Origin of the sequence: Streptomyces sp. URMC 124 (assembly GCF_051386455.1) — a bacterium.
GTDB lineage: Bacteria > Actinomycetota > Actinomycetes > Streptomycetales > Streptomycetaceae > Streptomyces.
The window spans coordinates 19200-44442 of the sequence record NZ_JBPQTS010000028.1; the positions used below are offsets into that span (position 1 = coordinate 19200).

The 25243-nt window shown below is 72.4% G+C and carries 19 protein-coding genes; 4 read left to right on the top strand and 15 right to left on the bottom strand.

Translation table 11 applies throughout. The annotated features are described in order from the left end of the window. Nucleotides 1-61: 61 nt before the first annotated feature. Nucleotides 62-667 carry a TetR/AcrR family transcriptional regulator gene (locus ACSNOG_RS08490; protein ID WP_436751939.1) on the bottom strand — a complete coding sequence of 202 codons (606 nt, stop codon included), beginning with the start codon at nt 665-667 and terminating at the stop codon, nt 62-64. A 109-nt stretch (nt 668-776) separates the two neighbouring features. Here ACSNOG_RS08490 and ACSNOG_RS08495 point away from each other — a divergent pair, with 109 nt between their 5' ends. Further along, on the top strand, nt 777-2303 hold the full coding sequence (locus ACSNOG_RS08495) for an MFS transporter (RefSeq protein WP_436751940.1): 1527 nt from the start codon (nt 777-779) through the stop codon (nt 2301-2303). 120 nt (nt 2304-2423) lie between these two features. Here ACSNOG_RS08495 and ACSNOG_RS08500 read toward each other — a convergent pair whose 3' ends face one another. The 7 genes from ACSNOG_RS08500 to ACSNOG_RS08530 form a co-directional block, all read right to left on the bottom strand. After that, nucleotides 2424-3290: a GntR family transcriptional regulator gene (locus tag ACSNOG_RS08500; protein WP_436751941.1), complete on the bottom strand. Its 867-nt coding sequence runs from the start codon at nt 3288-3290 to the stop codon at nt 2424-2426. A 192-nt stretch (nt 3291-3482) separates the two neighbouring features. After that, a complete protein-coding gene (serA, locus tag ACSNOG_RS08505) occupies nt 3483-5087 on the bottom strand; it encodes a phosphoglycerate dehydrogenase (RefSeq protein ID WP_436751942.1) in 1605 nt (534 codons plus the stop codon). A 197-nt stretch (nt 5088-5284) separates the two neighbouring features. Beyond that, complete coding sequence (ilvC, locus tag ACSNOG_RS08510; protein ID WP_436751943.1) at nt 5285-6286, bottom strand: ketol-acid reductoisomerase; 1002 nt, start codon at nt 6284-6286, stop codon at nt 5285-5287. 178 nt (nt 6287-6464) lie between these two features. Beyond that, on the bottom strand, nt 6465-6989 hold the full coding sequence (ilvN, locus tag ACSNOG_RS08515; RefSeq protein WP_058046407.1) for an acetolactate synthase small subunit: 525 nt from the start codon (nt 6987-6989) through the stop codon (nt 6465-6467). Between the two features lie 57 nt (nt 6990-7046). Continuing rightward, the gene (locus ACSNOG_RS08520; RefSeq protein ID WP_436751944.1) at nt 7047-8942 is read right to left on the bottom strand and encodes an acetolactate synthase large subunit; all 1896 of its coding nucleotides are present in this window, start codon (nt 8940-8942) and stop codon (nt 7047-7049) included. Nucleotides 8943-9192: 250 nt separating this feature from the next. Further along, nucleotides 9193-12123 (bottom strand): putative bifunctional diguanylate cyclase/phosphodiesterase, encoded by a 2931-nt coding sequence (locus ACSNOG_RS08525; RefSeq protein ID WP_436751945.1) that lies wholly within the window; start codon nt 12121-12123, stop codon nt 9193-9195. Between the two features lie 280 nt (nt 12124-12403). Continuing rightward, on the bottom strand, nt 12404-13366 hold the full coding sequence (locus ACSNOG_RS08530) for a 2-hydroxyacid dehydrogenase (protein WP_436751946.1): 963 nt from the start codon (nt 13364-13366) through the stop codon (nt 12404-12406). 73 nt (nt 13367-13439) lie between these two features. On the opposite strand from ACSNOG_RS08530, the gene ACSNOG_RS08535 reads away from it, so the two are divergent. The 3 genes from ACSNOG_RS08535 (at nt 13440) to ACSNOG_RS08545 (ending at nt 15969) form a co-directional block, all read left to right on the top strand. After that, nucleotides 13440-14432, top strand: coding sequence for an aldo/keto reductase (locus ACSNOG_RS08535; protein ID WP_436751947.1), 993 nt, complete (start codon nt 13440-13442; stop codon nt 14430-14432). Nucleotides 14433-14542: 110 nt separating this feature from the next. Continuing rightward, nucleotides 14543-15709 carry a PQQ-dependent sugar dehydrogenase gene (locus tag ACSNOG_RS08540; RefSeq protein WP_436751948.1) on the top strand — a complete coding sequence of 389 codons (1167 nt, stop codon included), beginning with the start codon at nt 14543-14545 and terminating at the stop codon, nt 15707-15709. Between the two features lie 80 nt (nt 15710-15789). Beyond that, entirely contained in the window at nt 15790-15969 is a 180-nt protein-coding gene (locus ACSNOG_RS08545; protein ID WP_436751949.1) for a DUF6191 domain-containing protein, read from the top strand. Here the strand turns inward: ACSNOG_RS08545 and ACSNOG_RS08550 are convergent. The 7 genes from ACSNOG_RS08550 to ACSNOG_RS08580 form a co-directional block, all read right to left on the bottom strand. Further along, the gene (locus ACSNOG_RS08550; RefSeq protein ID WP_436751950.1) at nt 15932-18154 is read right to left on the bottom strand and encodes an MMPL family transporter; all 2223 of its coding nucleotides are present in this window, start codon (nt 18152-18154) and stop codon (nt 15932-15934) included. The two genes, ACSNOG_RS08545 and ACSNOG_RS08550, sit on opposite strands and share 38 nt — an antisense overlap. Nucleotides 18155-18394: 240 nt before the next feature. After that, complete coding sequence (locus ACSNOG_RS08555; RefSeq protein ID WP_436751951.1) at nt 18395-18961, bottom strand: AMIN-like domain-containing (lipo)protein; 567 nt, start codon at nt 18959-18961, stop codon at nt 18395-18397. A 190-nt stretch (nt 18962-19151) separates the two neighbouring features. Then, nucleotides 19152-20660: an Asp-tRNA(Asn)/Glu-tRNA(Gln) amidotransferase subunit GatB gene (gatB, locus tag ACSNOG_RS08560; RefSeq protein ID WP_436751952.1), complete on the bottom strand. Its 1509-nt coding sequence runs from the start codon at nt 20658-20660 to the stop codon at nt 19152-19154. A gap of 26 nt (nt 20661-20686) precedes the next feature. Beyond that, nucleotides 20687-20947, bottom strand: coding sequence for a hypothetical protein (locus tag ACSNOG_RS08565; RefSeq protein WP_246430511.1), 261 nt, complete (start codon nt 20945-20947; stop codon nt 20687-20689). Continuing rightward, nucleotides 20944-22437: an Asp-tRNA(Asn)/Glu-tRNA(Gln) amidotransferase subunit GatA gene (gatA, locus tag ACSNOG_RS08570; protein ID WP_436751953.1), complete on the bottom strand. Its 1494-nt coding sequence runs from the start codon at nt 22435-22437 to the stop codon at nt 20944-20946. The genes ACSNOG_RS08565 and gatA overlap by 4 nt, the downstream gene beginning before the upstream one ends. A gap of 6 nt (nt 22438-22443) precedes the next feature. Further along, nucleotides 22444-22740, bottom strand: a complete 297-nt coding sequence (gene gatC / locus ACSNOG_RS08575; RefSeq protein WP_030368121.1) for an Asp-tRNA(Asn)/Glu-tRNA(Gln) amidotransferase subunit GatC — start codon at nt 22738-22740, stop codon at nt 22444-22446. A gap of 232 nt (nt 22741-22972) precedes the next feature. Next, on the bottom strand, nt 22973-25069 hold the full coding sequence (locus ACSNOG_RS08580; protein WP_436751954.1) for a putative bifunctional diguanylate cyclase/phosphodiesterase: 2097 nt from the start codon (nt 25067-25069) through the stop codon (nt 22973-22975). Nucleotides 25070-25243 lie beyond the last annotated feature (174 nt).

Sequence of the window (25243 nt, forward strand, 5' to 3'; positions counted from 1 at the left end):
AACCGCCGCGCCCGCGCTCCACGCCCCGCCGTGAGCCTTCCCGGACCGCCGGCGGCTTCCGTCAGCCTTCCGCTTCCTGCGGCGCGTCCAGGACCGTGCCCGCGAGCGCCCGGCGGGCGCCCTCGATGACCTCCCTGCCGCTCGGCGCCGCGGCGGGGTCGATCATCCACTGCATCCACAGCCCCACGAACAGGGCGTAGTAGAAGGCGCCCGCCGTGCGGGTCGCCTCCGGGCCGACCTCGCTGTCGTCGACGCCTTCGAAGAGCGCCACCATGCCCTCGCGCCCCGCGGGCTGCACGGCGGCGAACTTGGCCCTGAGTTCGGGGTTCTTCACCAGCTGACCGACCACTTCCAGCTGTGCCGACCAGAACTCGCGGTCCGTCGCGAAGCCCGCGATCACCCCGTCCAGCGTGGCGGCGAGGCGCTCCTCGCGCGGCGCCCCGGGGTCCGCCGCGGAGGCGATGCCGGGCGCCGCCCGGTCGACCCACTCCGCGGTCAGCTGCAGGAACGCCTCCGTCATCAGCGCGTCTTTCGACCCGTAGTGGTAGCCGATGGAGGCGAGGTTGGCCCCCGACGCGGCCACGATGTCGCGCGCGGTGGTGCGCGTCCAGCCCTTCTCGAGCAGACAGCGCTTGGCGCCTTCGAGCAGATCTTCCCGATGTCCCATGTCAGCAGCGTAGCCCGGCCTATACGGACGTCCCAGACGGACGTACCAGACGCTCGTCTTATACAAGCGTCATAGACAAGCGTTTAAGACGTGCGTATATTCGCTGCCCATGACGACCCCACCGGCGACTGCACCCGCCCGCCCTCTCGCGGGGCGCAAGGAATGGACGGCTTTCGTCGTCCTCCTGCTGCCCCTCCTCCTGGTCTCGATGGACGTCTCCGTCCTCTTCTTCGCCATGCCGGCCATCGGCCGGGAGCTGGAGCCGACCGGCACCCAGCAGCTGTGGATCTTCGACAGTTACGCCTTCGCGCTCGCCGGGCTGCTGATCACCATGGGTGCGCTCGGGGACCGGATCGGCCGGCGCAGGCTGCTGCTGGCCGGAGCGTGCGCCTTCGGCGGCGCGTCGGTCCTCGCCGCGTACGCGCAGAGCGCGGAGACGCTGATAGCCGCGCGCGCCGTGCTGGGGGTGGGCGGTGCGACCCTGATGCCCTCGACCATGGCGCTGGTGCGCAACATGTTCCACGACGACAGGCAGCGCAGTAAGGCGATCGGCATCTGGTCGGGCGCCATGGCGGGCGGCATCGCGCTCGGTTCGGTGCTCGGCGGGCTGCTGCTGGAGCACTTCTGGTGGGGTTCGGCGTTCCTCGTCAACGTCCCCGCGATGGTGCTGCTGCTGGTGCTCGCGCCGCTGCTCGTGCCCGAGTCCAAGGACCCCCGCCCCGGCCGGTTCGACCTGCTCAGCGTGCCGCTGTCGATCGGCGCCGTGATCCCCGTGATCTACGGGATCAAGGAGCTCGCCGCGGAGGGCTTCGCCGCGGCCCCCGCGGCGTGCGTGGTGGCGGGCCTGGCCGTGGGCGCCGTGTTCGTACGGCGCCAGCGCGGCCGCGACGACGCGTTGATCAGCAGGGAGCTGTTCCGTCACCGCGCCTTCGGGGCGGGCGTCGGGATCAACACGCTGGCCACGTTCGGCCTGATGGGCTCCGCCTACTTCACCACGCAGTACCTGCAGTCCGTGCTCGGCAAGGGCCCACTGGAGGCGGCCCTGTGGGGCGCCATCCCCTCCGTCGTGGTCGGCTGCGTCGCCCCGCTCGCGGCCGCGGCCGGACAACGGGCGCCCAAGTCCTCCGTCATGGCGGCCGGTTTCACCGTCGCGGCCGGGGGCTACGGGCTGCTCACGGGCGTGGGCACGGACTCCCTGGCCCTGACACTGGCCGGGTCGGCGGTCATCGCCGCCGGCATCGTCGTGGTCATGTCCCTGGTCAACGACATAGCGCTCGGCAGCGCCCCGCCGGAGAAGGCGGGCAGCGCGGCCTCCCTCCTGGAGACCGGCCAGGAACTGGGCGGGGCGCTGGGCATGGCGATCTTCGGCAGCGTGGGCGTGGCGGTCTACCGCCGCGACATGGCCGGCGAACTGTCCGCGGGCCTGCCGCACGGGGCGCCGGCTGCGGCCCGCGAGACGCTCGGCGGGGCGGCGGAGGTCGCGTCACACCTCCCGGGGCGGGCCGGCGAGACGGTTCTGGCCGCCTCGCGCGAGGCCTTCACCCACGGCATGAACGTGGCCGCGGTCGGCGGCACGGCCGTCCTGCTCGTGTCCGCGGCGATCACGGTGGCCGCGCTGCGGGGCGTACGGGCCTGACGCGGCGGCACGCGTGGGGCGCGCGCCCGGGCCGGTGCCCGGTCAGGGCGCATGGGCCGGGCGCCCCTCAGCATGCGAAGCAACTCCCCTTAGCGAACCGCCGTGTTTCACACCTCTGCGTCACGAACCGCCCCGCCGCTGTTCGACGTACACGCCCAGGCCGTCCAGCAGGCGGGCCAGGCCGAACTCGAACATCGCGTCCAGGTCGGCGTCGGCACCGCTTCGCGCCCGGCGGGCGGCGGCGCCGTCCTCCAGGTTCACGGCCACGCCGCGCACGTAGCCCGCGACCGTGACCCCGATGCGGGAGACCGCGCCGGCCTCCAGGCCCGGGCCGGGAGGCGGGGCCATCGCCCGTTCCATGAGGCCGGTGGCGCAGGCGGGGAGCCGGGGCCGGGGGACGGAGACCATGACGCGGGCCAGCCACGGATGCCGGCGGTAGAGCGCCCACTGGTGCCGGGCGGCCGCGCGCAGCCGGGCGCGCCAGTCGCCGGGGACGCTCCCGGGCGGGCCGCCGCACTCGCCGAAGACGGCGTCCGCCATCCGGGCGACGAGGTCGTCCTTGCCCGGCACGTGCCGGTACAACGCCATGGTGGGGACGCCGAGTTCGGCGGCGAGGGCGCGCATGGACAGGGCCGCGGCGCCGTGGGCGTCGGCCAGCGCGATCGCCGTCCGCACGATGCGCTCGCGGGTGAGTGCCCTCGGCGCGCCCGCCGCACGGGGCGGACGGCCGCCGGGCTCCCCGCGGGCCCCTTCGGCCACGACGGTGCCGACCCCGGGCACGGCGCGCACCACGCCCTCCTCGCGCAGGACCGACAGGACCTTGGCGGCGGTCGCCGTCGCGACGCCCCACTCCTGGGCGATCCGCCGCACGGAGGGCACCTTCTCCCCCGGGCGGATCTCGCCGGAGGCGATGCGGGCGCGGAGTTCGGCGGCGATCCGGCGGTACGGGGCGGACGCCGGCGCCGCGGGCTGTTCCAGTACACCCATGACGGGAAGGCTAGGAGAGCCGTGGGGGGCGGCGGAAGGCGCGCCCTTCGGCCGGTGGGCGCGCCGCGCCCGCGGACCGAACTCCCCCGCCCCGTGCCGGACTTCCCCGCTCAACGCGGACCCGCCCCGTACGGACGGCAGGCCCGGCCGCCCCGAGGGGCTGCCGGGCCTGCCGGGAAGCGCTTGCGTACGTCAGTCCGTCAGGTTCACCGCGCGGGCCGAGGCGGCGCCGATCTCCTCGGCGATCTCCGCGAGCACCGCCGGGGTGACCGACTCGTCGACCGTGAGGGCGACGAGCGCCTCGCCGCCCTCCGTGGCGCGGGAGACCTGCATGCCGGCGATGTTGATGCCGGCCTCGCCGAGGATGCGGCCCAGCGTGCCGACGACGCCGGGGCGGTCGGCGTAGCGGAAGAAGGCCATGTGGTCGGCGAGGGCGAGGTCCACGTCGTGGTCGCCCACCGCGACGATCTTCTGCAGGTTCTTCGGGCCGGCCAGGGTGCCGGAGATGGACACCTCGTCGCCCCCGGCGAGCGTGCCGCGCACGGTGACCACGTTGCGGTGCTCGGTCGACTCGGAGCTGGTGGTCAGCCGCACCTCGACGCCGCGCTCCTGCGCGAACAGCGGGGCGTTGACGTAGGAGACCGTCTCGTCGACGACGTCCTCGAAGACGCCCTTGAGGGCGGACAGCTCCAGGACCTTGACGTCGTACTGGGTGAGCTCGCCGTAGACCTCGACGTCGAGCCGGACGGCGACCTCGCCGGCCAGGGCCGTGAAGATCCGGCCGAGCTTCTCGGCCAGCGGCAGGGCGGGCTTGACGTCCTCGGCGATCACGCCGCCCTGGACGTTGACCGCGTCGGGGACCAGCTCGCCGGCGAGCGCGAGCCGCACCGACCGGGCGACGGCGATGCCGGCCTTCTCCTGCGCCTCGCCGGTGGAGGCGCCGAGGTGCGGGGTGGCCACCACGTTGTCGAACTCGAAGAGGGGGGAGTCGGTGCACGGCTCCGAGGCGTAGACGTCGAGGCCGGCGCCGGCGACGCGGCCCTCCTTGAGCGCCGAGGCGAGCGCCGTCTCGTCCACGATGCCGCCGCGCGCGGCGTTGACGATGCGGACGCTGGGCTTGACCTTGTGCAGGGCCTCGTCGCCGATGAGACCGAGCGTCTCGGGCGTCTTGGGCAGGTGCACCGTGATGAAGTCGGCAACCTCCAGCAGCTCGTCGAGCGTCACCAGCTTGACGCCCATCTGGGCGGCGCGGGCGGGCTGGACGTAGGGGTCGTAGGCGACGACCTTCATCCCGAAGGCGGACATCCGCTGGGCGACGAGGACGCCGATCCGGCCGAGGCCGACGACGCCGAGGGTCTTCTCGGACAGCTCGACGCCGGTGTACTTGGAGCGCTTCCACTCGCCGTTCTTCAGCGCGGAGTTGGCCTGCGGGATGTTGCGCGCGGTGGCGATGAGCAGGCCGCAGGCGAGCTCGGCGGCGGTGACGATGTTGGAGGTCGGGGCGTTCACGACCATCACGCCGGCCTTGGTGGCGGCGGAGACGTCGACGTTGTCCAGGCCGACGCCGGCGCGGGCGACGACCCGCAGCTTCTTCGCGGCGGCGATGGCCTCCGCGTCGACCTTCGTGGCGCTGCGCACGAGCACGGCGTCGACGTCGGCGATGGCGGGCAGCAGCTCCGCGCGGTCGGCGCCGTTGCAGTGGCGGATCTCGAAGTCGGGGCCGAGCGCGTCGACGGTGGCCGGGGAGAGCTCCTCGGCGATCAGCACGACGGGCTTGCGGGGCGAAACAGTGCTCACGGAGTCCTCAGTCCTCACTGGTCCTTGGCGGACGGCCGTCCCGACGGCCGAAGGCGGTGAAGGGGGCAGGCAGCCGCGTGGAAGACGCACGACGCTGTGAGCCTGGTACGCGCTTGTTGCTGTGCAGTGTATCGGCGGTTGCCGCGCCCGGGAGACGGCGGAGCGCGCCCGGTTCCCGGGCGTGCGCTCCTCGCCGCCTACTCCTTGTCGTCCACCCAGCTCATCAGCTTGCGCAGCTTCTTGCCGGTGGTCTCCAGCAGGTGGTCCTCGTCGGCCTTCTTGTACTCGTTGTACTTGGGCAGGCCCTCCTGGTACTCCTTCATCCAGTTGTTGGCGAAGGTGCCGTCCTGGATCTCGCCGAGGACCTTCTTCATCTCGGCCTTGGTGCCCTCGTTGACGATGCGCGGGCCGGTGACGTAGTCGCCCCACTCGGCGGTCTCGGAGACCGACCAGCGCATCTTCTCCAGGCCGCCCTCGTACATCAGGTCCACGATCAGCTTGAGCTCGTGGAGGCACTCGAAGTACGCGATCTCCGGCTGGTAGCCGGCCTCGACCAGGGTCTCGAAGCCCGCCTTGACCAGCGCGGAGGCGCCGCCGCAGAGGACCGCCTGCTCGCCGAAGAGGTCGGTCTCGGTCTCCTCGGTGAAGGTCGTCTTGATGACGCCGGCGCGGGTGCCGCCGATGGCCTTGGCGTAGGAGAGCGCCAGCGCGAAGGCGTTGCCGGAGGCGTCCTGCTCGACGGCGGCGATGCACGGCACGCCGCGGCCCTCCTCGTACTGGCGGCGGACGAGGTGGCCCGGGCCCTTGGGGGCGACCATGCAGACGTCGACGCCGGCCGGGGGCTTGATGAAGCCGAAGCGGATGTTGAAGCCGTGGCCGAAGAAGAGCGCGTCGCCGTCCTTGAGGTGCTCCTTGACGGACTCCTCGTAGACCTTGGCCTGGATCGGGTCCGGGACGAGGATCATGATGACGTCGGCCTCGGCGGCCGCCTCGGCCGGGGTGACGACGCGCAGGCCCTGCTCCTCGGCCTTCTGCCTGGACTTGGAGCCCTCGTGCAGGCCCACGCGGACGTCGACGCCCGAGTCGCGCAGGGACAGCGCGTGGGCGTGGCCCTGGCTGCCGTAGCCGAGGACCGCGACCTTGCGGCCCTGGATGATGGACAGGTCGGCGTCGTTGTCGTAGAAGAGCTCGGCAGCCACGTTGGGGATTCTCCTTGTTTCCGGTTTTCCGGTTGTGCGTCCCACCGTATGACGGGCGGGCGGACGGAAGTTTTCGGGTCTCGGTATGCGGATCCACAAAATCCGGGGGATCCGGGGAGCCGCGGGAATGCGGGGGCCCGCGAGGGTGTCGGGCCCCTGCCGGGGTGCGGGGCCGGCCTCAGGCCGAGCGGTCGAGGGCGCGCAGGCTGCGGTCCGTGATGGACCGGGCGCCGCGCCCTATGGCGATCGTCCCGGACTGCACCAGCTCCTTGATGCCGAACGGCTCCAGCATCTTGAGCATGGCGCCGAGCTTGTCGCTGCCGCCGGTCGCCTCGATGGTGACGGCCTCCGGGGAGACGTCGACGGTCTTGGCGCGGAAGAGCTGGACGATCTCGACGATCTGGGAGCGGGTCTCGTTGTCGGCGCGGACCTTCACCAGGACGAGTTCGCGGTGGATGGCCGCGCTGTCCTCCAGCTCGACGATCTTCAGCACGTTGACGAGCTTGTTGAGCTGCTTGGTCACCTGCTCCAGCGGCAGCGACTCGACGTTGACGACGATCGTGATGCGGGAGATGTCCGGGTGTTCGGTGACCCCGACGGCGAGGGAGTCGATGTTGAAGCCGCGCCGGGCGAACAGGGCGGCGATCCGGGTCAGGATGCCGGGGGTGTTCTCCACCAGGACGGAGAGCGTGTGCTTGGTCATCAGGTTCTCTTCCTCGTCAGGCCTCTGTCGCCTCGGTCATCTGTCGTCGGTGGTCCGTCAGTCGTCCTCGACGTCGCCGAAGTCCGGGCGGACTCCGCGCGCGGCGAGGATCTCGTCGTTGGAGGTGCCTGCGGCGACCATCGGCCAGACCATGGCGTCCTGGTGGACGATGAAGTCGATCACGACGGGCCGGTCGTTGATGGCGTTGGCCTTCTCGATGACGGCGTCGAGCTGGTCCGGGCGCTCGCAGCGGATGCCGACGCAGCCCATGGCCTCGGCGAGCTTGACGAAGTCCGGGACGCGGGTGCCGGCGCAGGGCTCGGTCCCGGCGCCCGTGGCGGAGCCGCCGTTGGAGACGGCCGGGCCCGCGTGGAGCACCGTGTTGGAGTAGCGCTGGTTGTAGAAGAGGGTCTGCCACTGGCGGACCATGCCGAGGGCGCCGTTGTTGATGATGGCGACCTTGACCGGGATGTCGTTGAGCGCGCAGGTGACCAGTTCCTGATTGGTCATCTGGAAGCAGCCGTCGCCGTCGACGGCCCAGACGGTGCGGTCGGGCATGCCGGCCTTGGCGCCCATCGCGGCGGGCACGGCGTAGCCCATCGTCCCGGCGCCGCCGGAGTTGAGCCAGGTGGCGGGCTGCTCGTAGTCGATGAAGTGCGCGGCCCACATCTGGTGCTGGCCGACGCCCGCGGCGAAGATGGTGTCCTTCGGGGCGAGCTGCCCGATGCGCTGGATGACCTGCTGCGGGGAGAGGCTGCCGTCGTCGGGCTGGTCGTAGCCGAGGGGGTACGTGTCGCGCCAGCGGTTGAGGTCCTGCCACCAGGCCGCGTAGCGCGTCCCGGCGGCCTCGCCCGTGCGGCCCTCGGCGTGCTCGGCCTGGAGCGCGACGATCAGGTCGGCGATGACCTCGCGGGCGTCTCCGACGATCGGCACGTCGGCGGCGCGGTTCTTGCCGATCTCGGCGGGGTCGATGTCGGCGTGGACGATCTTGGCGTACGGGGCGAAGGAGTCCAGCTTGCCCGTGACGCGGTCGTCGAAGCGGGCGCCGAGGGCGATGATCAGGTCGGACTTCTGCAGGGCGGTGACGGCGGCGACCGAGCCGTGCATGCCGGGCATGCCCAGGTGTTGCGGGTGGCTGTCGGGGAACGCGCCGAGCGCCATCAGCGTGGTGGTGACGGGTGCGCCGGTCAGCTCGGCGAGCACCTTCAGCTCGGCGGTCGCGCGGGCCTTCAGGACGCCGCCGCCGACGTAGAGCACGGGGCGGGCGGCCTGGCTGATCAGCTTGGCGGCCTCACGGATCTGCTTGGAGTGCGGCTTGGTGACCGGGCGGTAGCCGGGCAGGTCGGTGTGCGGGGGCCAGCTGAAGGTCGTCTGTGCCTGCAGGGCGTCCTTGGCGATGTCGACGAGCACGGGACCGGGGCGGCCGGTGGAGGCGACGTGGAAGGCCTCGGCGATGGTGCGGGGGATCTCGGCGGGGTCGGTCACCAGCCAGTTGTGCTTGGTGATCGGCATGGTGATGCCGCAGATGTCCGCTTCCTGGAAGGCATCGGTGCCGATCGCCTTGGAGGCGACCTGGCCGGTGATGGCGACCAGCGGGACGGAGTCCATGTGGGCGTCGGCGATCGGCGTGACGAGGTTGGTGGCACCGGGTCCGGAGGTGGCCATGCAGACGCCGACCTTGCCCGTGGCCTGGGCGTATCCGGTCGCGGCGTGACCGGCGCCCTGCTCGTGGCGGACCAGGACGTGGCGGACCTTCGAGGAGTCCATCATCGGGTCGTACGCGGGGAGGATCGCTCCGCCCGGGATCCCGAACACGATCTCGGCACCGACCTCCTCCAGCGAACGGATGAGGGACTGCGCGCCCGTGACGTGCTCGACGGTGGCGGGCTGGTGCGCCGCGCCGTTACGGGCCCGCGGCTGCGGATGGTGGGCCCCGGTGGCCTGCTCGGTCATCGACATTCTCTTCTCGAAGGATTTCGACGGGTTCGATCGACGGGTTCGACTGATGGAGCGGAGGTCGGTTTGGGTGGGTCTGTCACGTTCTAGTGCAACAAAAAACCCCTCGTGCCGTGAGGCAAGCGAGGGGAGCGCGCCGGTGTGGTCAGCAGGGCTTGTGAAGGGGCCTGCTTCAGCCGACGCGCTTTCCAAGTACGAGAATTCGGGTGCGCATGGAACCGACCCTCCACCCGCCACCTGGGAAGTGTCAAGTGGGTGGGACGGGCGTCTCATTATTTGAGCGCAATGGAGCATGGGCGAGTGATCCGGCGCCCCCCGCGGACCCGGATCGTGTAGCGGACGGTACTGCTCCTGCGGGCAGGGCGGGGCCTCCGACCCACGCTTTTGCGCCATCCCCCGGCGCGCCGGGGACGGGGTAGGCCCCGAGGTTCAGCGCGTGGCGCAGGCGGTGTTCGTCGAGCGGGCCGGCGAAGGCGGCGCCCAGGGCGTGGGTGCAGCCCATGGCGCGCAGGGCGAGCGCCTGCTCGGGCACGTCGACGCCGTCGGCGACGGACTGCATGCCCAGGTCGGTGGCGATCCTCAGCAGCCCGGCGGTGATCTTGTGCAGCCGGGCGGACTCCACCACGCCGTCGACCAGCCCCCGGTCGAGCTTGAGGGTGTCGATGGGCAGCCGGCGCAGGGCGCTGATGGCGGCGTAGCCGCTGCCGAAGCCGTCGAGGGCGATGCGCACCCCCATCCGGCGCAGGGCGGCCAGGCGCCGCTCCAGCTCGTCCAGCGGGACCCGGGGGTCGCTTCCGGACAGCTCCAGGACGAGGGCGCCGGAGGGCAGCCCGTGCCGGATCAGCAGCCCCTCCAGGTTCTTGGCGGGCAACGAGCGGTCCATCAGCCGGGCGGCGGACAGCCGGACGTACACGGGCACGGGGTGGCCCGCGCGGCAGCGCTGGGCGGCCTGCTCGACGGCCTTCTCCACCGTCCACCGGCCCAGTTCGGCGATGCGGGCGGCCTCGTCGCCCCGGTCGTTCTCGGCCACGCGGAGGTACTCCGCAGGGGTGAACAGTATGCCCTGGGCGGAGCGCCAGCGGGGCTGCGCGGCGACCGCGGTGACCTCGCCGGTGCCGAGGTCGACGACGGGCTGGTGCAGCAGGGCGAACTCGCCCTCGTGCAGGGCGGTGCGCAGGCGCGTGGCGAGCTCGGCGCGGCGGACCACGTCGGCCTGCATCTGCGGGGCGTAGAGCTCGACGCGGCCCTTGCCGGCCTGCTTGGCGCGGTACATCGCGAGGTCGGCGTTGCGCATCAGCTCACCGGGGGTGATGCCGGGCTCGGCGAAGGCCACGCCGATGCTGGCGGCCACGCGGACCTCGGTGCCTCCTTCCACGCGGTAGGGCTGGGAGAGGGTGACCCGCAGCCGGTCGGCGATCTCGTGGATGCGGTACTCGCGGGCGGCGGGATCGCGGGTGCCGTCGCCGATGATGAGCGCCGCGAACTCGTCGCCTCCGAAGCGGGCCGTGGAGTCCCCCGCGCGGACGGAGTCCTGCAGGCGACGGGCCGCCTGGACGAGCAGCTCGTCGCCGGCTTGGTGGCCGACGCTGTCGTTCACCGCCTTGAAGCCGTCGAGGTCGATGAAGAGCACGGCGGTGCCCGCGTCGGTCGCTCTGCGGCCGGTGAGGGCCTGCTGGACGCGCTTGGTGAACAGGGCGCGGTTGGGCAGGTCGGTGAGCGGGTCGTGCTCGGCCGTGTGCTGGAGCTGGGCCTGGAGGCGGACGCGCTCGGTGACGTCGCGGCTGTTGAAGATCAGGCCGCCGTGGTGGCGGTTGACGGTGGACTCGACGTTGAGCCACTCGCCGCCGCCGGAGCGGAAGCGGCACTCGATGCGGGTCGTGGGCTCCTCGGCGGGCGGTGCCGCGAGGAAGCGGCGCACCTCGTGGACGACTCTGCCCAGGTCCTCCGGGTGGATCAGCGAGGCCAGCTCGGAGCCGACGAGGTCTTCGGCCTCGCGCCCGTAGACCCCGGCGGCGGCCGGGCTGACGTAGCGCAGTATGCCCGTGGGCGCGGCGATCATGATCACGTCGCTGGAGCCCTGGACGAGGGAGCGGAAGTGGTTCTCCTTCTGGGCCAGTTCCTGCGTGAGGGAGATGTTGTCCAGCAGCATGATGCCCTGGCGGATCACCAGGGCCAGGACGACCGTGCAGCCGGTGAACAGGACGACTTTGTCGACCTGGTGGCCGTCCAGGACGTTGTAGAGGATGCCCAGGGTGCACACCGCGGCGGCCAGGTACGGCGTGAGGGCCGCGAGGGAGCCGGCGATGGGGCGGCTGGGGTGGTGCGGGTGCTGGGCCGAGCGGACCGGGGCGGTCTCCTCACCGCCCTCGCGGGCGACCCAGGGGGCGTACGCCATGAGCATGTAGCCCGCGAACCAGCCGGCGTCGAGGATCTGGCCCGAGCGGTAGTGCGAGCGCAGCAGCGGCGAGGTGAACAGGGCGTCGCACAGGACCGTCAGGGCGAGGGCCGCGATGGCGGTGTTGATCGCGGAGCGGTTGGCGGTCGAGCGCCGGAAGTGCAGGGCCAGCACCATGGACACCAGGGCGATGTCCAGCAGCGGATAGGCCAGGGAGAGCGCGGCGTGGGCGACGCTCTCGCCCTCGAAGTGGGCGGTGTGCGCGAGCGCCAGGCTCCAGGAGAGCGTGAGCAGCGAGCCGCCGGTGAGCCAGGCGTCGAGGGCCAGGCACACCCAGCCGGCCCGGGTGACGGGGCGGCGGGCGAGGACCAGCAGGCCGATGATGGCCGGCGGCGCGAAGAGCAGGAAGCAGAAGTCGGCCACCGACGGCGTCGGGACGCGGGCGTCGAGGACGACCTCGTACCAGCCCCAGACAACGTTGCCGAGGCCGGCCATGGCCGAGGACGCGGCGAAGAGGAACCACGCGAGCCGGAAGCGCGTGCGGTGCGTGCGCCCGTACCAGAAGCAGGAGACGGCGGCGAGGACGGCCGCGCCGCCGAGGCCGAAGTCGCCCATGGCGGAGGCGAGCTCGCTCGATCCCCAGCCGAAGGCCGCGCCGGTGGCATAGCCCCCGCAGACGAGGGCCAGCAGCAGCTGCGAGACCGGGCCCGAGCCGCCGGACGGGCGGGTCAGGGCCGCCCCCGGGGCGCTCACCGCGCCGCCGTCCGCAGCAGCGGGATCCATGGGAGCCACAGGAGCAGTGTCGCCACGCAGTGCGGTCGCGGTGCACAGTGCGGTCGTGGTCGGTGCGTGAGCCGCGTCGGGTTGATCGTCCATTGGCCGTGCATCGCCCGTCGCCCCCCTCGAGTTCCGGTCCTCGCTGCGGCCGTTCCTGTGCACGCCGCAGCCCCCGTCCGGACGATACACCAGACTCGTCACTCAGGGACATAGCTCATATACATAGCGTAATCAGCCACGGGGTTATGGACACTGAGTGCAGTCGAACGGTACCTCTACGTGGTAACTAGCGGGCGACGACTACGACATTTTGCAGTGGCGCGTCCAGAGCGAATCTGGCCAGCTGATCACGCAGCAGCCGCTCGGCACGCGGCATGAAGGCCGAGGAGGGGCCACCCACATGGGGGGTGATCAGCACCCCCGGGGCACTCCACAGGGGGTGCCCGGGCGGCAGCGGCTCGGGGTCCGTCACGTCCAGTGCGGCACGCAGCCGACCTGCGTCCAGCTCGGCCAGGAGGGCCTTGGTGTCGACGACGGCACCGCGCGCGACATTCACCAGCAGCGCCCCGTCCTTCATCCGCGCCAGGAAACCGGTGTTGACGAGCCCCCGGGTCTCCTCGGTGAGCGGGGTCGCGAGAATCACGACGTCGGCGTCGGGCAGCAAGCCGGGCAGGGCGGCGATCGGGTGCACGGGACCGCGCGCGCTGTCCCGCGCGGAGCGTGCGACGCGTGTGACCCGCGCGCACTCGAAGGGCACGAGCCGGTCCTCAATGGCGCTGCCGATCGAACCGTAACCCACAATGAGCACCGACTTGTCGGCCAGCGCCGGCCGGAAGCCCTGCCGCCACTCCCCCGCGTCCTGCGCGCGCACGAAGCCCGGGATGTCGCGCAGCGAGGCGAGGGTGAGGGCCAGCGCGAGCTCGGCGGTGCTCGCGTCGTGCAGCCCGCGGGCGTTGCACAGCACGGCGCCCTTCGGCAGCCCCGCCACGGCGGGCAGCAGGTGCTCCACGCCCGCGGTGAGCGCCTGCACGACCCGTACGCGCGTCATGGCGGCCAGGGGGCGCAGGCACGGCTCGGGGTCGGTGACGTACGGGACCGCGTAGAAGTCGCAGCGGGCGGGGTCGGTCGGGTAGTCCGGTCCGCCGTCCCAGAAGGCGTAGTCGAGGGCCTTCGGGAGCCCCTCGATCCGCTCGGGCGGGAAGGGCAGCCAGACCAGGGGACGGGCGGAGCCGCTGTCATCTGCACTCATGCCTGGAGGCTATGCGATCCGGCCACCGCGGCAGAGGTTAGTTTGGGGGCGAGGAACGGGAGGGGTACGGCCGGTGGAGCGCAGGAATATCGGTGCGGCGGCGCTCGAAGTGGGCGCGATCGGCCTCGGGTGCATGCCCATGCACTGGGGATACACCGCCTCCCAGCGGAGCGGGCAGGGCGCGCTGCGCACGGTGCACGCCGCGCTCGACGCGGGCACGACCCTGCTGGACACCGCGGACATGTACGGGCCGTTCACCAATGAGCTGCTGGTGGGCCGGGTGATGAAGGAAAGGCGCTCCGAGGCGTTCGTGTCGACCAAGTGCGGGCTGCTGGTGGGTGACAGCCACATCGTCGCCAACGGCCGTCCGGGCTACGTGAAGCGGGCCTGCGACGCCTCGCTGCGCCGGCTGCAGACCGACGTGATCGACGTCTACCAGCTGCACCGCCCCGACCCCGAGGTCCCGGTCGAGGAGACCTGGGGGGCGATGGCGGAGCTGGTCTCCGCGGGCAAGGTGCGGGCGCTGGGCTGGTGCGCGATCGGCGCGCGCAAGCACCGCCGGTCGCGCGCGGGGCTCTACGACGCGACGATCCGGCAGCTGGAACGGGTGCAGCAGGTGTTCCCGGTGAGCTGTGTGCAGGTGGAGCTGTCGGTGTGGTCCCGGGAGGCGCTCGACGCGCTGGTGCCCTGGTGCGCCTCCCGGGGCGTCGGCCTGCTGGCCGCCATGCCCCTGGGGAATGGTTTCCTCAGTGGCACGCTCACACCGGGGCAGGGCTTCGAGCCGGAGGACCTCCGGGCGCGCCACCCGCGCTTCACCGCCGAGATGATGGCCGCCAACCAGCCGATCGTGGCGGGCCTGCGCCGGGTCGCGCTGCGCCACGACGCGACGGCCGCGCAGGTCGCCCTGGCGTGGGTGCTGGCGCAGGGCCGGCACGTGATACCCGTACCGGGCACGAAGAAGCCGGTGTGGGCGGTGCAGAACGCCGCGGCGGCGCGACTGCGGCTCACCGAGGAGGACTTGGCGGAGATAGCGGCGCTGCCGCGGGCGATGGGGTCCTGGGACTAGGTTCCGGACCGGCGTCGCGCCTGCGCGCGGATACCGGCGCGTCCTGTGGGACAGTGCCGGTGAGGAAGACCGCCCCCGGCTCGGACCGCCCCGGCGAGAGGAACCGCACCGTGCGACGACGTCGTGCCCGTACCGCCGCCGCCCTGGCCGCCGCGCTGCTCGCCGTCGCGGGCTGTTCGAGCGAGGACGGCTTCCCCGGCGAGGGCCCGCGGCAGGGCACGCCGGCCAAGTCGCCCGGCACGGAGGCGTCTTCGAGTGCTCCCCCGGCCTCCCCGGCGCCCGCCGAGGGCTCGGTCAAGGTCGTGCGGACGCTCACCGCGAAGCTCGGCTCGCCCTGGGGCGTCGCGGCGCTGCCCGGCGGCGACCTGCTGGTGGGTTCCCGCGACACCGGGAAGATCGTGCGCGTGGCGGTCAAGGACGGCGCGCAGAGCGAGGTCGGCGAGGTGCCGGGCGTCGTCAAGGCCGGCGAGGGCGGCCTGCTGGGCCTGGCGGTCTCGCCCGGCTTCGCCACCGACCGCCTGGTGTACGCGTACTTCACCACCGATTCGGACAACCGCATCGCCCGCCTGCGCTACGACGAGCGCAAGCCCGCGGGGCAGCGGCTGGGGGCGCCCGACACGGTGCTCCGGGGCATCCCCAAGGGCACGGTCCACAACGGCGGCCGCATCGCCTTCGGCCCCGACCGGATGCTGTACGCCGGGACGGGCGAGAGCGGGCAGCGCGGCCTGGCGCAGGACAAGGAGTCGCTCGGCGGGAAGATCCTCCGCATGACCCCGGACGGGCGGCCCGCCTACGGCAACCCCGAGGAGAACTCGGTGGTCTATTCGTACGGCCACCGCAACGTGCAGGGACTGGCGTGGGACGCGGGCAAGCGGCTGTGGGCGGCGGAGTTCGGCCAGGACACCTGGGACGAGGTCAACCTGATCCGGCCCGGTGGCAATTTCGGCTGGCCCGCCGTCGAGGGCAAGGCGGGCCGGTCCGGCTACACCGACCCCGTCGAGCAGTGGAAGACCTCCGACGCCTCCCCCAGCGGCCTCGCGTACGCCAAGGGGTCGCTGTGGCTGGCGGGCCTGCGCGGCGAGCGCCTGTGGCGGATCCCGCTGGACGGAACGCGGCCGGTGGCCGCCCCGCAGGCGTTCCTGCAGGGGGAGTACGGGCGGCTGCGCACGGTCGTGGCCACCGATGACGGCGGGCTGTGGCTGACGACGAGCAATACCGACGGGCGCGGGAAGCCGGGCGGCGAGGACGACCGCATCCTGCGGCTCGAAGTGAGCTGACGCCTCCCGGCGCACGAATTCACCGGGACCGTACACGCGTCCGCCTAGACTGGACGGACAGTGCGGCGACGGGAGTTGAGATGTTCAACGTGTTCGAGGAAGTGTTCGCACCGGGCCGGAAACATGCTCACGAGGAGCAGAAGCGCCTCGAACTCACCCGTGAGGACACCGGGGACGCGGATCCGGCCCGCGGCCCCGTCAACCTCGACTCCGGCCGCGTGGTCATACGCCCGCCCCGGCAAGGCTCCTCTCGCGACTGACGGCGAGGGGTTCCACCACCACGTCTCCCGGCTCGGGGACGTCGTCCGGCTCCGGCGGCTCGATGCTGATGCGGGGCAGTCGGCGGTCCAGCCAGGCCGGCAGCCACCAGTTGGCGCCGCCCAGCATGTGCATGAGGGCCGGGACGAGCAGCGTGCGCAGCACGAAGGCGTCCAGGGCGACGGCCGCGGCCAGGCCGATGCCGAACATCGCGATGACGCGGTCCCCGCTGAGGACGAAGGCGAGGAAGACCGAGATCATGATCAGCGCCGCGGAGTTGATGACGCGGCTGGTCTCGGCGAGGCCGACGCGCACGGCCCGGGTGTTGTCGCGGGTGGCGAGCCACTCCTCGTACATCCTGCTGACCAGGAAGACCTGGTAGTCCATGGACAGTCCGAAGAGGACGGAGACCATGACCACGGGCAGGAAGGGCTCTATCGGCCCGGCGCCGCCCAGGCCGAGGAAGCCGGCGCCCCAGCCCCACTGGAAGATCGCGACGACGATGCCGAAGGACGAGGCCACGGCGGCGACGTTCATCAGCGCGGCCTTCAGCGGGATGCCGATGCTGCGGAAGGCCAGCAGGAGCAGCACGCAGCCCAGGCCGACGACGGTGCCGACGAACAGCGGCAGCTTGCCGAGGATGACGCCGGCGAAGTCGTCGTAGCTCGCGGTCATGCCGCCCACCTGCACGTCCACGCCGGTGCCGGCGGTCGCCTTCGGCAGCACGGTGCCACGCAGCCGGTCCACGAGGTCGCTGGTGTCGCGCGACTGCGGGGAGGTGGTGGGGATGACGCTGATGACGCCCGTGTCGCCGCTGGGGTTCACCTGGGCGGGCGAGGCGGAGGCGACGCCCTCGGTGTGCCGCAGGGCGTCCGGGAGCTTGGTGAAGGCCAGCCGGTCGGCGGCGCTGTCCAGGTCGGCCACGAGGGTCAGGGGCCCGTTGACGCCGGGGCCGAAGCCGCGGCCGAGCATGTCGTACGCCTGCCGCGTGGTGGACGAGGCCGGGTTGGTGCCCTGGTCGGAGGTGCCCAGGTGGAGGGAGAAGGTGGGCAGCGCGAGCACGATCATGACGGCGGCGGCCACGGCGCCCAGCAGCTTCGGGTGACGCTCCACGAAGGCGGCCCAGCGGGCGGCCGGACCGGTGGGCAGCTCCGGGCGGGGGCCGTCGTCCGCGAGCCGGCGGCGCTCGCGGCGGCTGAGGGCGCGCTCGCCGATGACGCCGAGGAGCGCGGGCAGGAGCGTCACCGAGGCGGCGACGGTGAGGACGACGGTGAGCGAGGCGGCGAGGGCGACCCCGTTGAGGAAGCTCAGCCGCAGGATGAGCATGCCCAGCAGCGCGACGCACACGGTGCCGCCCGCGAAGACGACGGCCCGCCCGGTGGTGGCGACGGCCCGCTCGGCCGCGACGGCCACGGGCAGGCCCGCCCGCAGGCCCTTGCGGTGCCGGGTGACGATGAACAGGGCGTAGTCGATGCCCACGCCGAGTCCGATGAGGGTGCCGAGCATGGGCGCGAAGTCGGCGACGTTCATGACGTGGCCGAGCAGCTGGGTGCCCATGGAGGCGGTGCCCACGCTCACCAGGGCCGTGGCGATGGGCAGCAGGCTCGCGGCCAGCGAGCCGAAGACGACGAGGAGCACGACGGCGGCGACGGCGATGCCGATGATCTCGCTGAGGTGGCCGCCCTTGCTCTCCGCGCCGGCGATGCCGGTGCCGCCCAGGGCGACCTCGAGGTTGTCGTCCGCCGCCGAGCGGGCGGTGTCGACGACCTTCTTGGCGAGGCCCTTGCCGGGGACGGCGTCCGTGAAGGTGACGGAGGCGTACGCGGTGTGCCCGTCGGGGCTGGTCCTGGCGGCGGCGTCGGGGCCGCTGTACGGACCGCTGACGGACTCGACGCCGGGCAGTGCCGCGACGTCGCGCAGGGTCTCGGTCATGCGCTGCTCGACGGCGGCGGCGCGCACGGTGCCCCGGTCGGTGTGCCAGACGATGGTGTCGTCGCCGCCCTGGCCGGGGAAGCCCGCTTCCAGGAGCGCGCCCGCGCGGGCGGCCTCGGTTCCGGAGACGGCGTAGTCGTTGGAGTACGCCGGGCCGGTCAGGGTCGCGGCGGCGGCGGTGCCCGCGAGGGCCACGAGCCACAGCACGATCACGGCGAAACGACGGCGCAGGCACCATCGGGCGAGTGAGGTCATTCGGGCTGCTTCCCGGTCGTCGCGTCGATCCCGCCGGGAGACTGCCCCGTGCATTTCCGAGCGCATGAGCTGCTGGGCCTGGGACCCCGCAGCGCGAGAGGCGCGGTGGGGGCCCCTTGCCGAACCACTGTGACAGCGGAAAAAGATCCTTTGTCCGCTTTGTGGCCCACCCCACACACGGGCCGCCGGGGCCTCGCGGCAGCGGCCCGCAGCCCGCGGGCCGCTCGCCCGGCGCGGGGGCTACCAGGTGTGGGCGACGTCCACGACGATGCGGTTGCGCTCCTGGAAGACCCGGAAGGGCAGCCGCCCGCGGACGCCGAGGCCGATCAGGGTGTCGCCCTCGAAGCTGCTGGCGAAGCGGGTGTCCTGGAAGGTGCGGAAGCCGGTCAGGTCCACACCGGTCAGCGGCTGTCCGGCGTGGCCGGGGTAGCGCGGCTCGCCGGTGGAAGGGTCGTAGCTCGGGGCGGCCACGCGGACCGCCAGGATCGCGCCGCCGCCGACGGGGATCACGTCCCCCGATCCGTCCTGGCGCAGCTGGTCCACGTACTCCACGCGGTAGCTGATCGGGCGGTCGCCGATGCCCTGGACGTCGAAGACCAGCCGGTCGTAGCACTCGTGCCGGCCGGCGCGGATGTCCAGCAGCGGGCGGTACGCCGTCTCCGTGCCGGCCTTGGGCAGGCTCCCCCAGCCGGCCTCGCACTTCACCGTGGGCGCCCCTTCCGTCGCCGCGCCCGCCGGGACCGTCGTGACCAGCAGGCCCGCGCCCGCCAGCGTGAGCGCAGCCAGCGCCCTGCTCAACCGTCTCATGTGCCAACCCCCAGACATCGGATGCGGGCACACGGTGGGCCCGCAGTCGGGATCATGCCGGACGGGGCATACGAAGGCCATAGAGCACAGGAAACCAGCCATTCCCTGGCCTTTTCCGGACAGACAATGGCCGCCCCTCCGAAAAGGGGCGGCCATCAGATGTCGCAGAACGCTGCCGATCAGCAGATGATCAGCCTTCGACGCCGAGGCGCTCCAGGATCAGCTCACGGACCCGGGCCGCGTCGGCCTGGCCGCGCGTGGCCTTCATGACCGCGCCGACCAGCGCACCGGCCGCGGCGACCTTGCCCGCGCGGATCTTGTCCGCGATGGCGCCGTTGGCCGCGATGGCCTCGTCCACGGCAGCGCCCAGGGCACTGTCGTCGGAGACGACCTTCAGGCCGCGCTTGTCGACGACCGCGTCCGGGTCGCCCTCGCCCGCGAGCACGCCCTCGATGACCTGGCGGGCCAGCTTGTCGTTGAGCGAGCCCTCGGCGACCAGCGCCGCGACCCGGGCGACCTGCGCCGGAGTGATCGGCAGCGCCGCGAGGTCCGTACCGGACTCGTTGGCGCTGCGGGCCAGCTCGCCCATCCACCACTTGCGGGCGGCGGCCGAGTCGGCACCGGCCTCGACGGTGGCGACGATCAGGTCGACCGCGCCCGCGTTGAGGATCGACTGCATGTCGTGCTCGGTGACGCCCCACTCCTCGCGCAGCCGGTTGCGGCGCACGCGCGGCAGCTCGGGCAGGGTGCTCCGGAGCTCCTCGACCCACTCCCGGGAGGGGGCCACGGGCACCAGGTCCGGCTCGGGGAAGTAGCGGTAGTCCTCGGCCTCTTCCTTGATGCGGCCGGACGTGGTCGACCCGTCCTCCTCGTGGAAGTGGCGGGTCTCCTGCACGATCGTGCCGCCGGCCGTGAGGACGGAGGCGTGCCGCTGGACCTCGAAGCGCACCGCGCGCTCGACGGAGCGCAGCGAGTTGACGTTCTTGGTCTCGGAGCGGGTGCCGAACTTCTCCCGGCCGTGCGGGCGCAGCGACAGGTTCACGTCGCAGCGCATCTGGCCCATCTCCATCCGGGCCTCGGAGACGCCCAGCGCCTTGATGAGCTCGCGGAGCTCGGCGACGTACGCCTTGGCGACCTCGGGGGCCCGCTCGCCCGCGCCCTCGATCGGCTTGGTGACGATCTCGATCAGCGGGATGCCGGCGCGGTTGTAGTCCAGCAGGGAGTGCTGGGCGCCGTGGATGCGGCCGGTGGCACCGCCCACGTGGGTGGACTTGCCGGTGTCCTCCTCCATGTGGGCGCGCTCGATCTCCACGCGGAAGACCTCGCCGTCCTCCAGCTGCACGTCGAGGTAGCCGTTGAAGGCGATCGGCTCGTCGTACTGGGAGGTCTGGAAGTTCTTCGGCATGTCCGGATAGAAGTAGTTCTTCCGGGCGAAGCGGCACCACTCGGCGATCTCGCAGTGCAGCGCGAGACCGATCTTGATGGCGGACTCGACGCCGGTGGCGTTGACCACGGGCAGGGCGCCGGGCATGCCGAGGCAGACCGGGCAGGTCTGGGTGTTGGGGTCCGCGCCCAGCTCCGTGGAGCAGCCGCAGAACATCTTCGTCTTGGTGCCGAGCTCGACATGGACCTCCAGGCCCATGACGGGGTCGTAGGAAGCCAGCGCGTCCTCGTACGACACCAGTTCAGTGACGGTCACGGAAAACTAACCTCTCAGGTCCTGGCTCAGTCCGCGAGGACGTCGTCGCTGTTCATCCGGCGCAGCTCGCGCACCAGCAGCGCGACGCCGGTGGCGATGGCGGCGGCGGAGACGATCGCGTCGACCAGCTGGAGCGTGTCCTGCTCGCCGCGCGCCTTCTTCGCCTGCTTGATCACGCTGACCGCGCCGAACAGCGTGGTGCCGATCGACAGATACGTGCCGGGCTTGGACTTCTTGAAGCCCTTGGCCTTCTTCAGAGCGCTCGCCTTGCTCACTTCTGCACTCACAGCGACGGTGCCTCCTCGAGCAGGTGGTGGCCCCAGCGGGCGGTGAACGCGGCCTCGACCGCGGCACCGACCTTGTAGAGCCGGTCGTCCTTCAGGGCGGGAGCGATGATCTGCAGACCGACCGGCAGGTTGTCCTCCGGCGCCAGGCCGCACGGCAGCGACATGGCGGCGTTGCCGGCCAGGTTGGTCGGGATGGTGCACAGGTCCGCGAGGTACATCGCCATCGGGTCGTCGGCGCGCTCGCCGATCGCGAAGGCGGTGGTCGGGGTGGTCGGCGAGACGATCACGTCGACCTGCTCGAAGGCCTTCTCGAAGTCGCGCGTGATCAGCGTGCGGACCTTCTGCGCCGAGCCGTAGTAGGCGTCGTAGTAGCCCGAGCTCAGGGCGTACGTGCCGAGCATGACGCGGCGCTTGACCTCGGGGCCGAAGCCGGCCTCGCGGGTGAGGGCGGTGACGTCCTCGGCCGAGCGGGTGCCGTCGTCGCCGGCCCGCAGGCCGTAGCGCAGGCCGTCGAAGCGGGCCAGGTTCGAGGAGCACTCGGACGGCGCGATCAGGTAGTACGCGGCCAGGGCCAGGTCGAAGGACGGGCAGTCCAGCTCGACGATCTCGGCGCCCAGCTCCTTGAGCAGCTCGACCGACTCGTCGAAGCGCTGCACGACGCCGGCCTGGTAGCCCTCGCCGCGGAACTGCTTGACGACGCCGACGCGCATGCCGGCGACGGAGCCGTTGCGCGCGGCTTCGACGACCGGTGGGACCGGGGCGTCGATGGACGTGGAGTCCATCGGGTCGTGGCCCGCGATCACCTCATGCAGCAGGGCCGCGTCCAGGACCGTGCGGGCGCAGGGGCCGCCCTGGTCGAGGGAGGAGGAGAAGGCCACCATGCCGTAGCGCGAGACCGAGCCGTAGGTCGGCTTGACGCCGACGGTGCCGGTCACGGCGGCGGGCTGGCGGATCGAGCCGCCGGTGTCCGTGCCGATGGCCAGGGGGGCCTCGTACGCGGCGAGCGCCGCGCTGGAGCCGCCGCCGGAGCCGCCGGGGATCTTGGTCAGGTCCCAGGGGTTGCCGGTGGGGCCGTAGGCGCTGTTCTCCGTGGAGGAGCCCATCGCGAACTCGTCCATGTTGGTCTTGCCGAGGATGACGACGTCCGCGTCCTTCAGGCGCTTGGTGAGCGTCGCGTCGTACGGCGGGATCCAGCCTTCGAGGATCTTCGAGCCGACCGTGGTCGGGATCCCCTTGGTGGTGAAGATGTCCTTGAGCGCGAGGGGGACGCCGGCCAGCGGGCCGAGCTTCTCGCCGCGCTCGCGCTTGGCGTCGACCTCGCGGGCCTGGGCGAGGGCGCCCTCGCGGTCCACGTGGAGGAAGGCGTGCACCTTCTCGTCCACGGCCTCGATGCGGGCCAGGTGGGCCTCGGTGACCTGAACGGCGGTGAGCTCGCCGGAGGCGATCTTCTCCGCGATCTGGGCAGCGGTGAGCTTAATGATGTCCGTCATAGCGGTTTAGTCCTCCCCCAGGATCTGCGGCACCTTGAAACGCTGCTGCTCCTGGGCGGGGGCGCCGGAGAGCGCCTCCTGCGGGGTCAGCGACGGACGGACCTCGTCCGGGCGCATGACGTTGGTCAGCGGCAGCGGGTGGGACGTCGGGGGGACGTCCTGCTCGGCGACCTCGGAGACGCGGGCGACCGCGCCGATGATGTCGTCGAGCTGGCCGGCGAAGTGCTCGAGCTCTTCGTCCTTGAGCTCCAGACGTGCCAGCCGGGCGAGGTGGGCTACCTCCTCGCGCGTGATGCCAGGCATGCGGCGATCCTCAGGGGTTGTGACGGATTCTGGGCGGGTTGTGCGCCCAATCCTATGGCTCCGGGAGCCGTGCCTGCTAAACGCTTTCCCCGTGGCTGCGGCCCGGGGCGCTCCGGTGCCGCCGGGCCCCCGGACGGGCGGGAGAGATGGCCGGGCAGGCGGGGGTTCGCTCCGCCGCCGCGGCGCGCAGCGCCCACCGGGGAATCCGGCGGTGCCCGACCGGCCCCGGCCCCTACGTGACGGCGTCCTCCTCCGCCGCGGCGGACGCCGTGGCCGCCACGCGGTCCACCTCCCGGTGCCAGCCGGATTCGTTGCGCAGGCGGAGCCAGGCCGTCGTCTCGTCCGGCGGCATGGCCGCGGCGACGAGCCAGCCCTGGACCGCATCGCACCCCAGGTCCCGCAGACGCTCCCACGTCTCGTCGTCCTCGACGCCCTCGGCGACGACGAGCAGGCCGAGGGAGTGGGCGAGGTCGAGCGTGCAGCGGACGATCTCGGCGTCCTCGTTGTCGATGGCGAGGCGGGCGACGAACGAGCGGTCGATCTTCAGCTCGCTGACCGGGAGCCGGCGGAGGTGGACCAGGGACGAATACCCCGTGCCGAAGTCGTCCAGCGACATCTTCACCCCGTGCCCGGTCAGCCCCGCCAGGGTGTCCGCGGCCCGCTGCGGGTCCTCCAGCAGGACGTGCTCGGTTATCTCCAGCTGCAGCGCCCCCGCGGGGACCCCGTGCCGGGCCAGCCGCGCCGCGACCGAGCCCGCGAACCCGGGAGTGTGAACGTCGCGCGGGGAGACGTTGACGGCGACCGGCACCTCCAGGCCCATGGCCCGCCACTTCGCCACCTGGCCGAGGGCGGTCTCCAGGACGTATTCGGTGAGCCGCGGCATCAGGCCGGAGGACTCGGCGATGGCGATGAACTCGTCCGGCGAGACGCGCCCGCGCTCGGGGTGGACCCAGCGCACCAGCGCTTCGAGGCCCTCGACGTGCCCGTCGAAGCCGACCTTGGGCTGGTAGTGCAGCTCGACGTCGCCCGCGTCGAGGGCGCGCCGCAGGTCGCCGAGGAGTCCGAGCCGGTCGGGGGTGTTGCCGTCGCGGCGGGCCTCGTAGACCTCGACGCCGCTGCGGTCGCGCTTGGCCTGGTACATGGCGACGTCGGCCCGGCGCAGCAGCCCCTCGGCGTCGAGGGCGTGGTCGGGGTAGACGGCGACGCCGGCGCTGGCCTCCAGCACGAGGGTGAGCCCGTCGAGGTCGAGCGGCGAGCCGAGCGCGGCCACCAGCGAACGGGCCACGCGCTGGGCGCTGGTGAGGGAGTCGGCGGTGGGCAGCAGCACCGCGAACTCGTCGCCCCCGAGCCGTGCCGCCTCCGCGTCGCGGGGCAGGGCCAGCCGCAGCCGCTCGGCTATCTGCAGCAGCAGCCGGTCTCCCGCGAGGTGGCCGAGGGTGTCGTTGACGGAGCGGAAGCGGTCGAGGTCGATGAGGACGAGGGCGGAGCGGGTGCCGGCGCGCTCGGCCTCGTCGAGCGCGCTCCAGGTGCGCTCCAGCAGCCACTGGCGGTTGGGCAGCCCGGTGAGCGGGTCGCGCAGCTGCTCCTCGGCGCGGGCGCGGGCGATCCACAGCGTGGAGTCGAGGGCGATGAGGGGGACGGCGAACAGCGGCAGCAGCAGCGGCGCGTGGTCGGCGACGACGGCGATGAGCGGGGCGATGCCGAGGAGGGCGCCGCCGACGAGGGCCTGCCGGACGAGGGCGGTGCGGGCGATGGTGCTGAGCCCGGCGCGGGGGGCCATGGAGTACCACAGCAGGGCGCGGGTGACCGCGAGGTACATGAAGGCGGCGAGGGCCACCTTGGGGATGGCGGTCAGCGGCCACTCGTCGGGCAGCCAGGGGCGCTCGACGGTGGAGACGACGCCGCACACGGCGAGGGCGAGCCCGGCGGCGCCGATGCCGAGGATGTCGACGGCACCGTGGAGTAAGGCCTGGCGCCAGCGGTGGCGGCGCGCGGTGGCGACGAGGAGGACGACGGCGATGCTGATCAGGACGGCGGGCAGCCAGCCGTAGAGGAGGAGGACGGCGAGGGTGAGGGCGGCCCCGGAGCCGGTGCCGCCCCACCAGCGGTCGCGCCCGAGGGCGACGAGGTGGGCGACGATGAGGCCGGTGAGGACGGCCAGCGACCAGCCGACGGTGTGTCCGGGGAAGACGGAGTGGCCCGCGCCGAGCACCCGGCAGATTCCCGCGGCCAGCGCGAGGACCGCCACGGTGACACAGACCGTCGGCAGCGCGGGCGGAGGAACCCGGCGCAGCCGGGATGCCGGTTCGGCGCTGTCGGTGGGTTTCATGCCCGTCCCTCTCACAGCCGGCGGTGCCCGCGCCACGGCAGGCGCACATCTCAACAGTAGGCCGCAGAAGGCTACGGCGGGCAGCGATCGGCAGCGGTTGCCCGATTGGGATCCGGCCTCTTGTAGCCATCTGGTATGCGCTGTAGGGGTAATGCCCACTGACTATGCGGGCAT

Excerpts from the sequence above, each read along its gene's own strand:
- ACSNOG_RS08490 (WP_436751939.1), bottom strand. The coding sequence starts at position 667 with ATGGGACATCGGGAAGATCTGCTCGAAGGCGCCAAGCGCTGTCTGCTC.
- ACSNOG_RS08495 (WP_436751940.1), top strand. The coding sequence starts at position 777 with ATGACGACCCCACCGGCGACTGCACCCGCCCGCCCTCTCGCGGGGCGC.
- ACSNOG_RS08500 (WP_436751941.1), bottom strand. The coding sequence starts at position 3,290 with ATGGGTGTACTGGAACAGCCCGCGGCGCCGGCGTCCGCCCCGTACCGC.
- ilvN (WP_058046407.1), bottom strand. The coding sequence starts at position 6,989 with ATGACCAAGCACACGCTCTCCGTCCTGGTGGAGAACACCCCCGGCATC.
- ACSNOG_RS08520 (WP_436751944.1), bottom strand. The coding sequence starts at position 8,942 with ATGACCGAGCAGGCCACCGGGGCCCACCATCCGCAGCCGCGGGCCCGT.
- ACSNOG_RS08525 (WP_436751945.1), bottom strand. The coding sequence starts at position 12,123 with ATGGATCCCGCTGCTGCGGACGGCGGCGCGGTGAGCGCCCCGGGGGCG.
- ACSNOG_RS08530 (WP_436751946.1), bottom strand. The coding sequence starts at position 13,366 with ATGAGTGCAGATGACAGCGGCTCCGCCCGTCCCCTGGTCTGGCTGCCC.
- ACSNOG_RS08545 (WP_436751949.1), top strand. The coding sequence starts at position 15,790 with ATGTTCAACGTGTTCGAGGAAGTGTTCGCACCGGGCCGGAAACATGCT.
- ACSNOG_RS08550 (WP_436751950.1), bottom strand. The coding sequence starts at position 18,154 with ATGACCTCACTCGCCCGATGGTGCCTGCGCCGTCGTTTCGCCGTGATC.
- ACSNOG_RS08555 (WP_436751951.1), bottom strand. The coding sequence starts at position 18,961 with ATGAGACGGTTGAGCAGGGCGCTGGCTGCGCTCACGCTGGCGGGCGCG.
- gatA (WP_436751953.1), bottom strand. The coding sequence starts at position 22,437 with ATGACGGACATCATTAAGCTCACCGCTGCCCAGATCGCGGAGAAGATC.
- gatC (WP_030368121.1), bottom strand. The coding sequence starts at position 22,740 with ATGCCTGGCATCACGCGCGAGGAGGTAGCCCACCTCGCCCGGCTGGCA.
- ACSNOG_RS08580 (WP_436751954.1), bottom strand. The coding sequence starts at position 25,069 with ATGAAACCCACCGACAGCGCCGAACCGGCATCCCGGCTGCGCCGGGTT.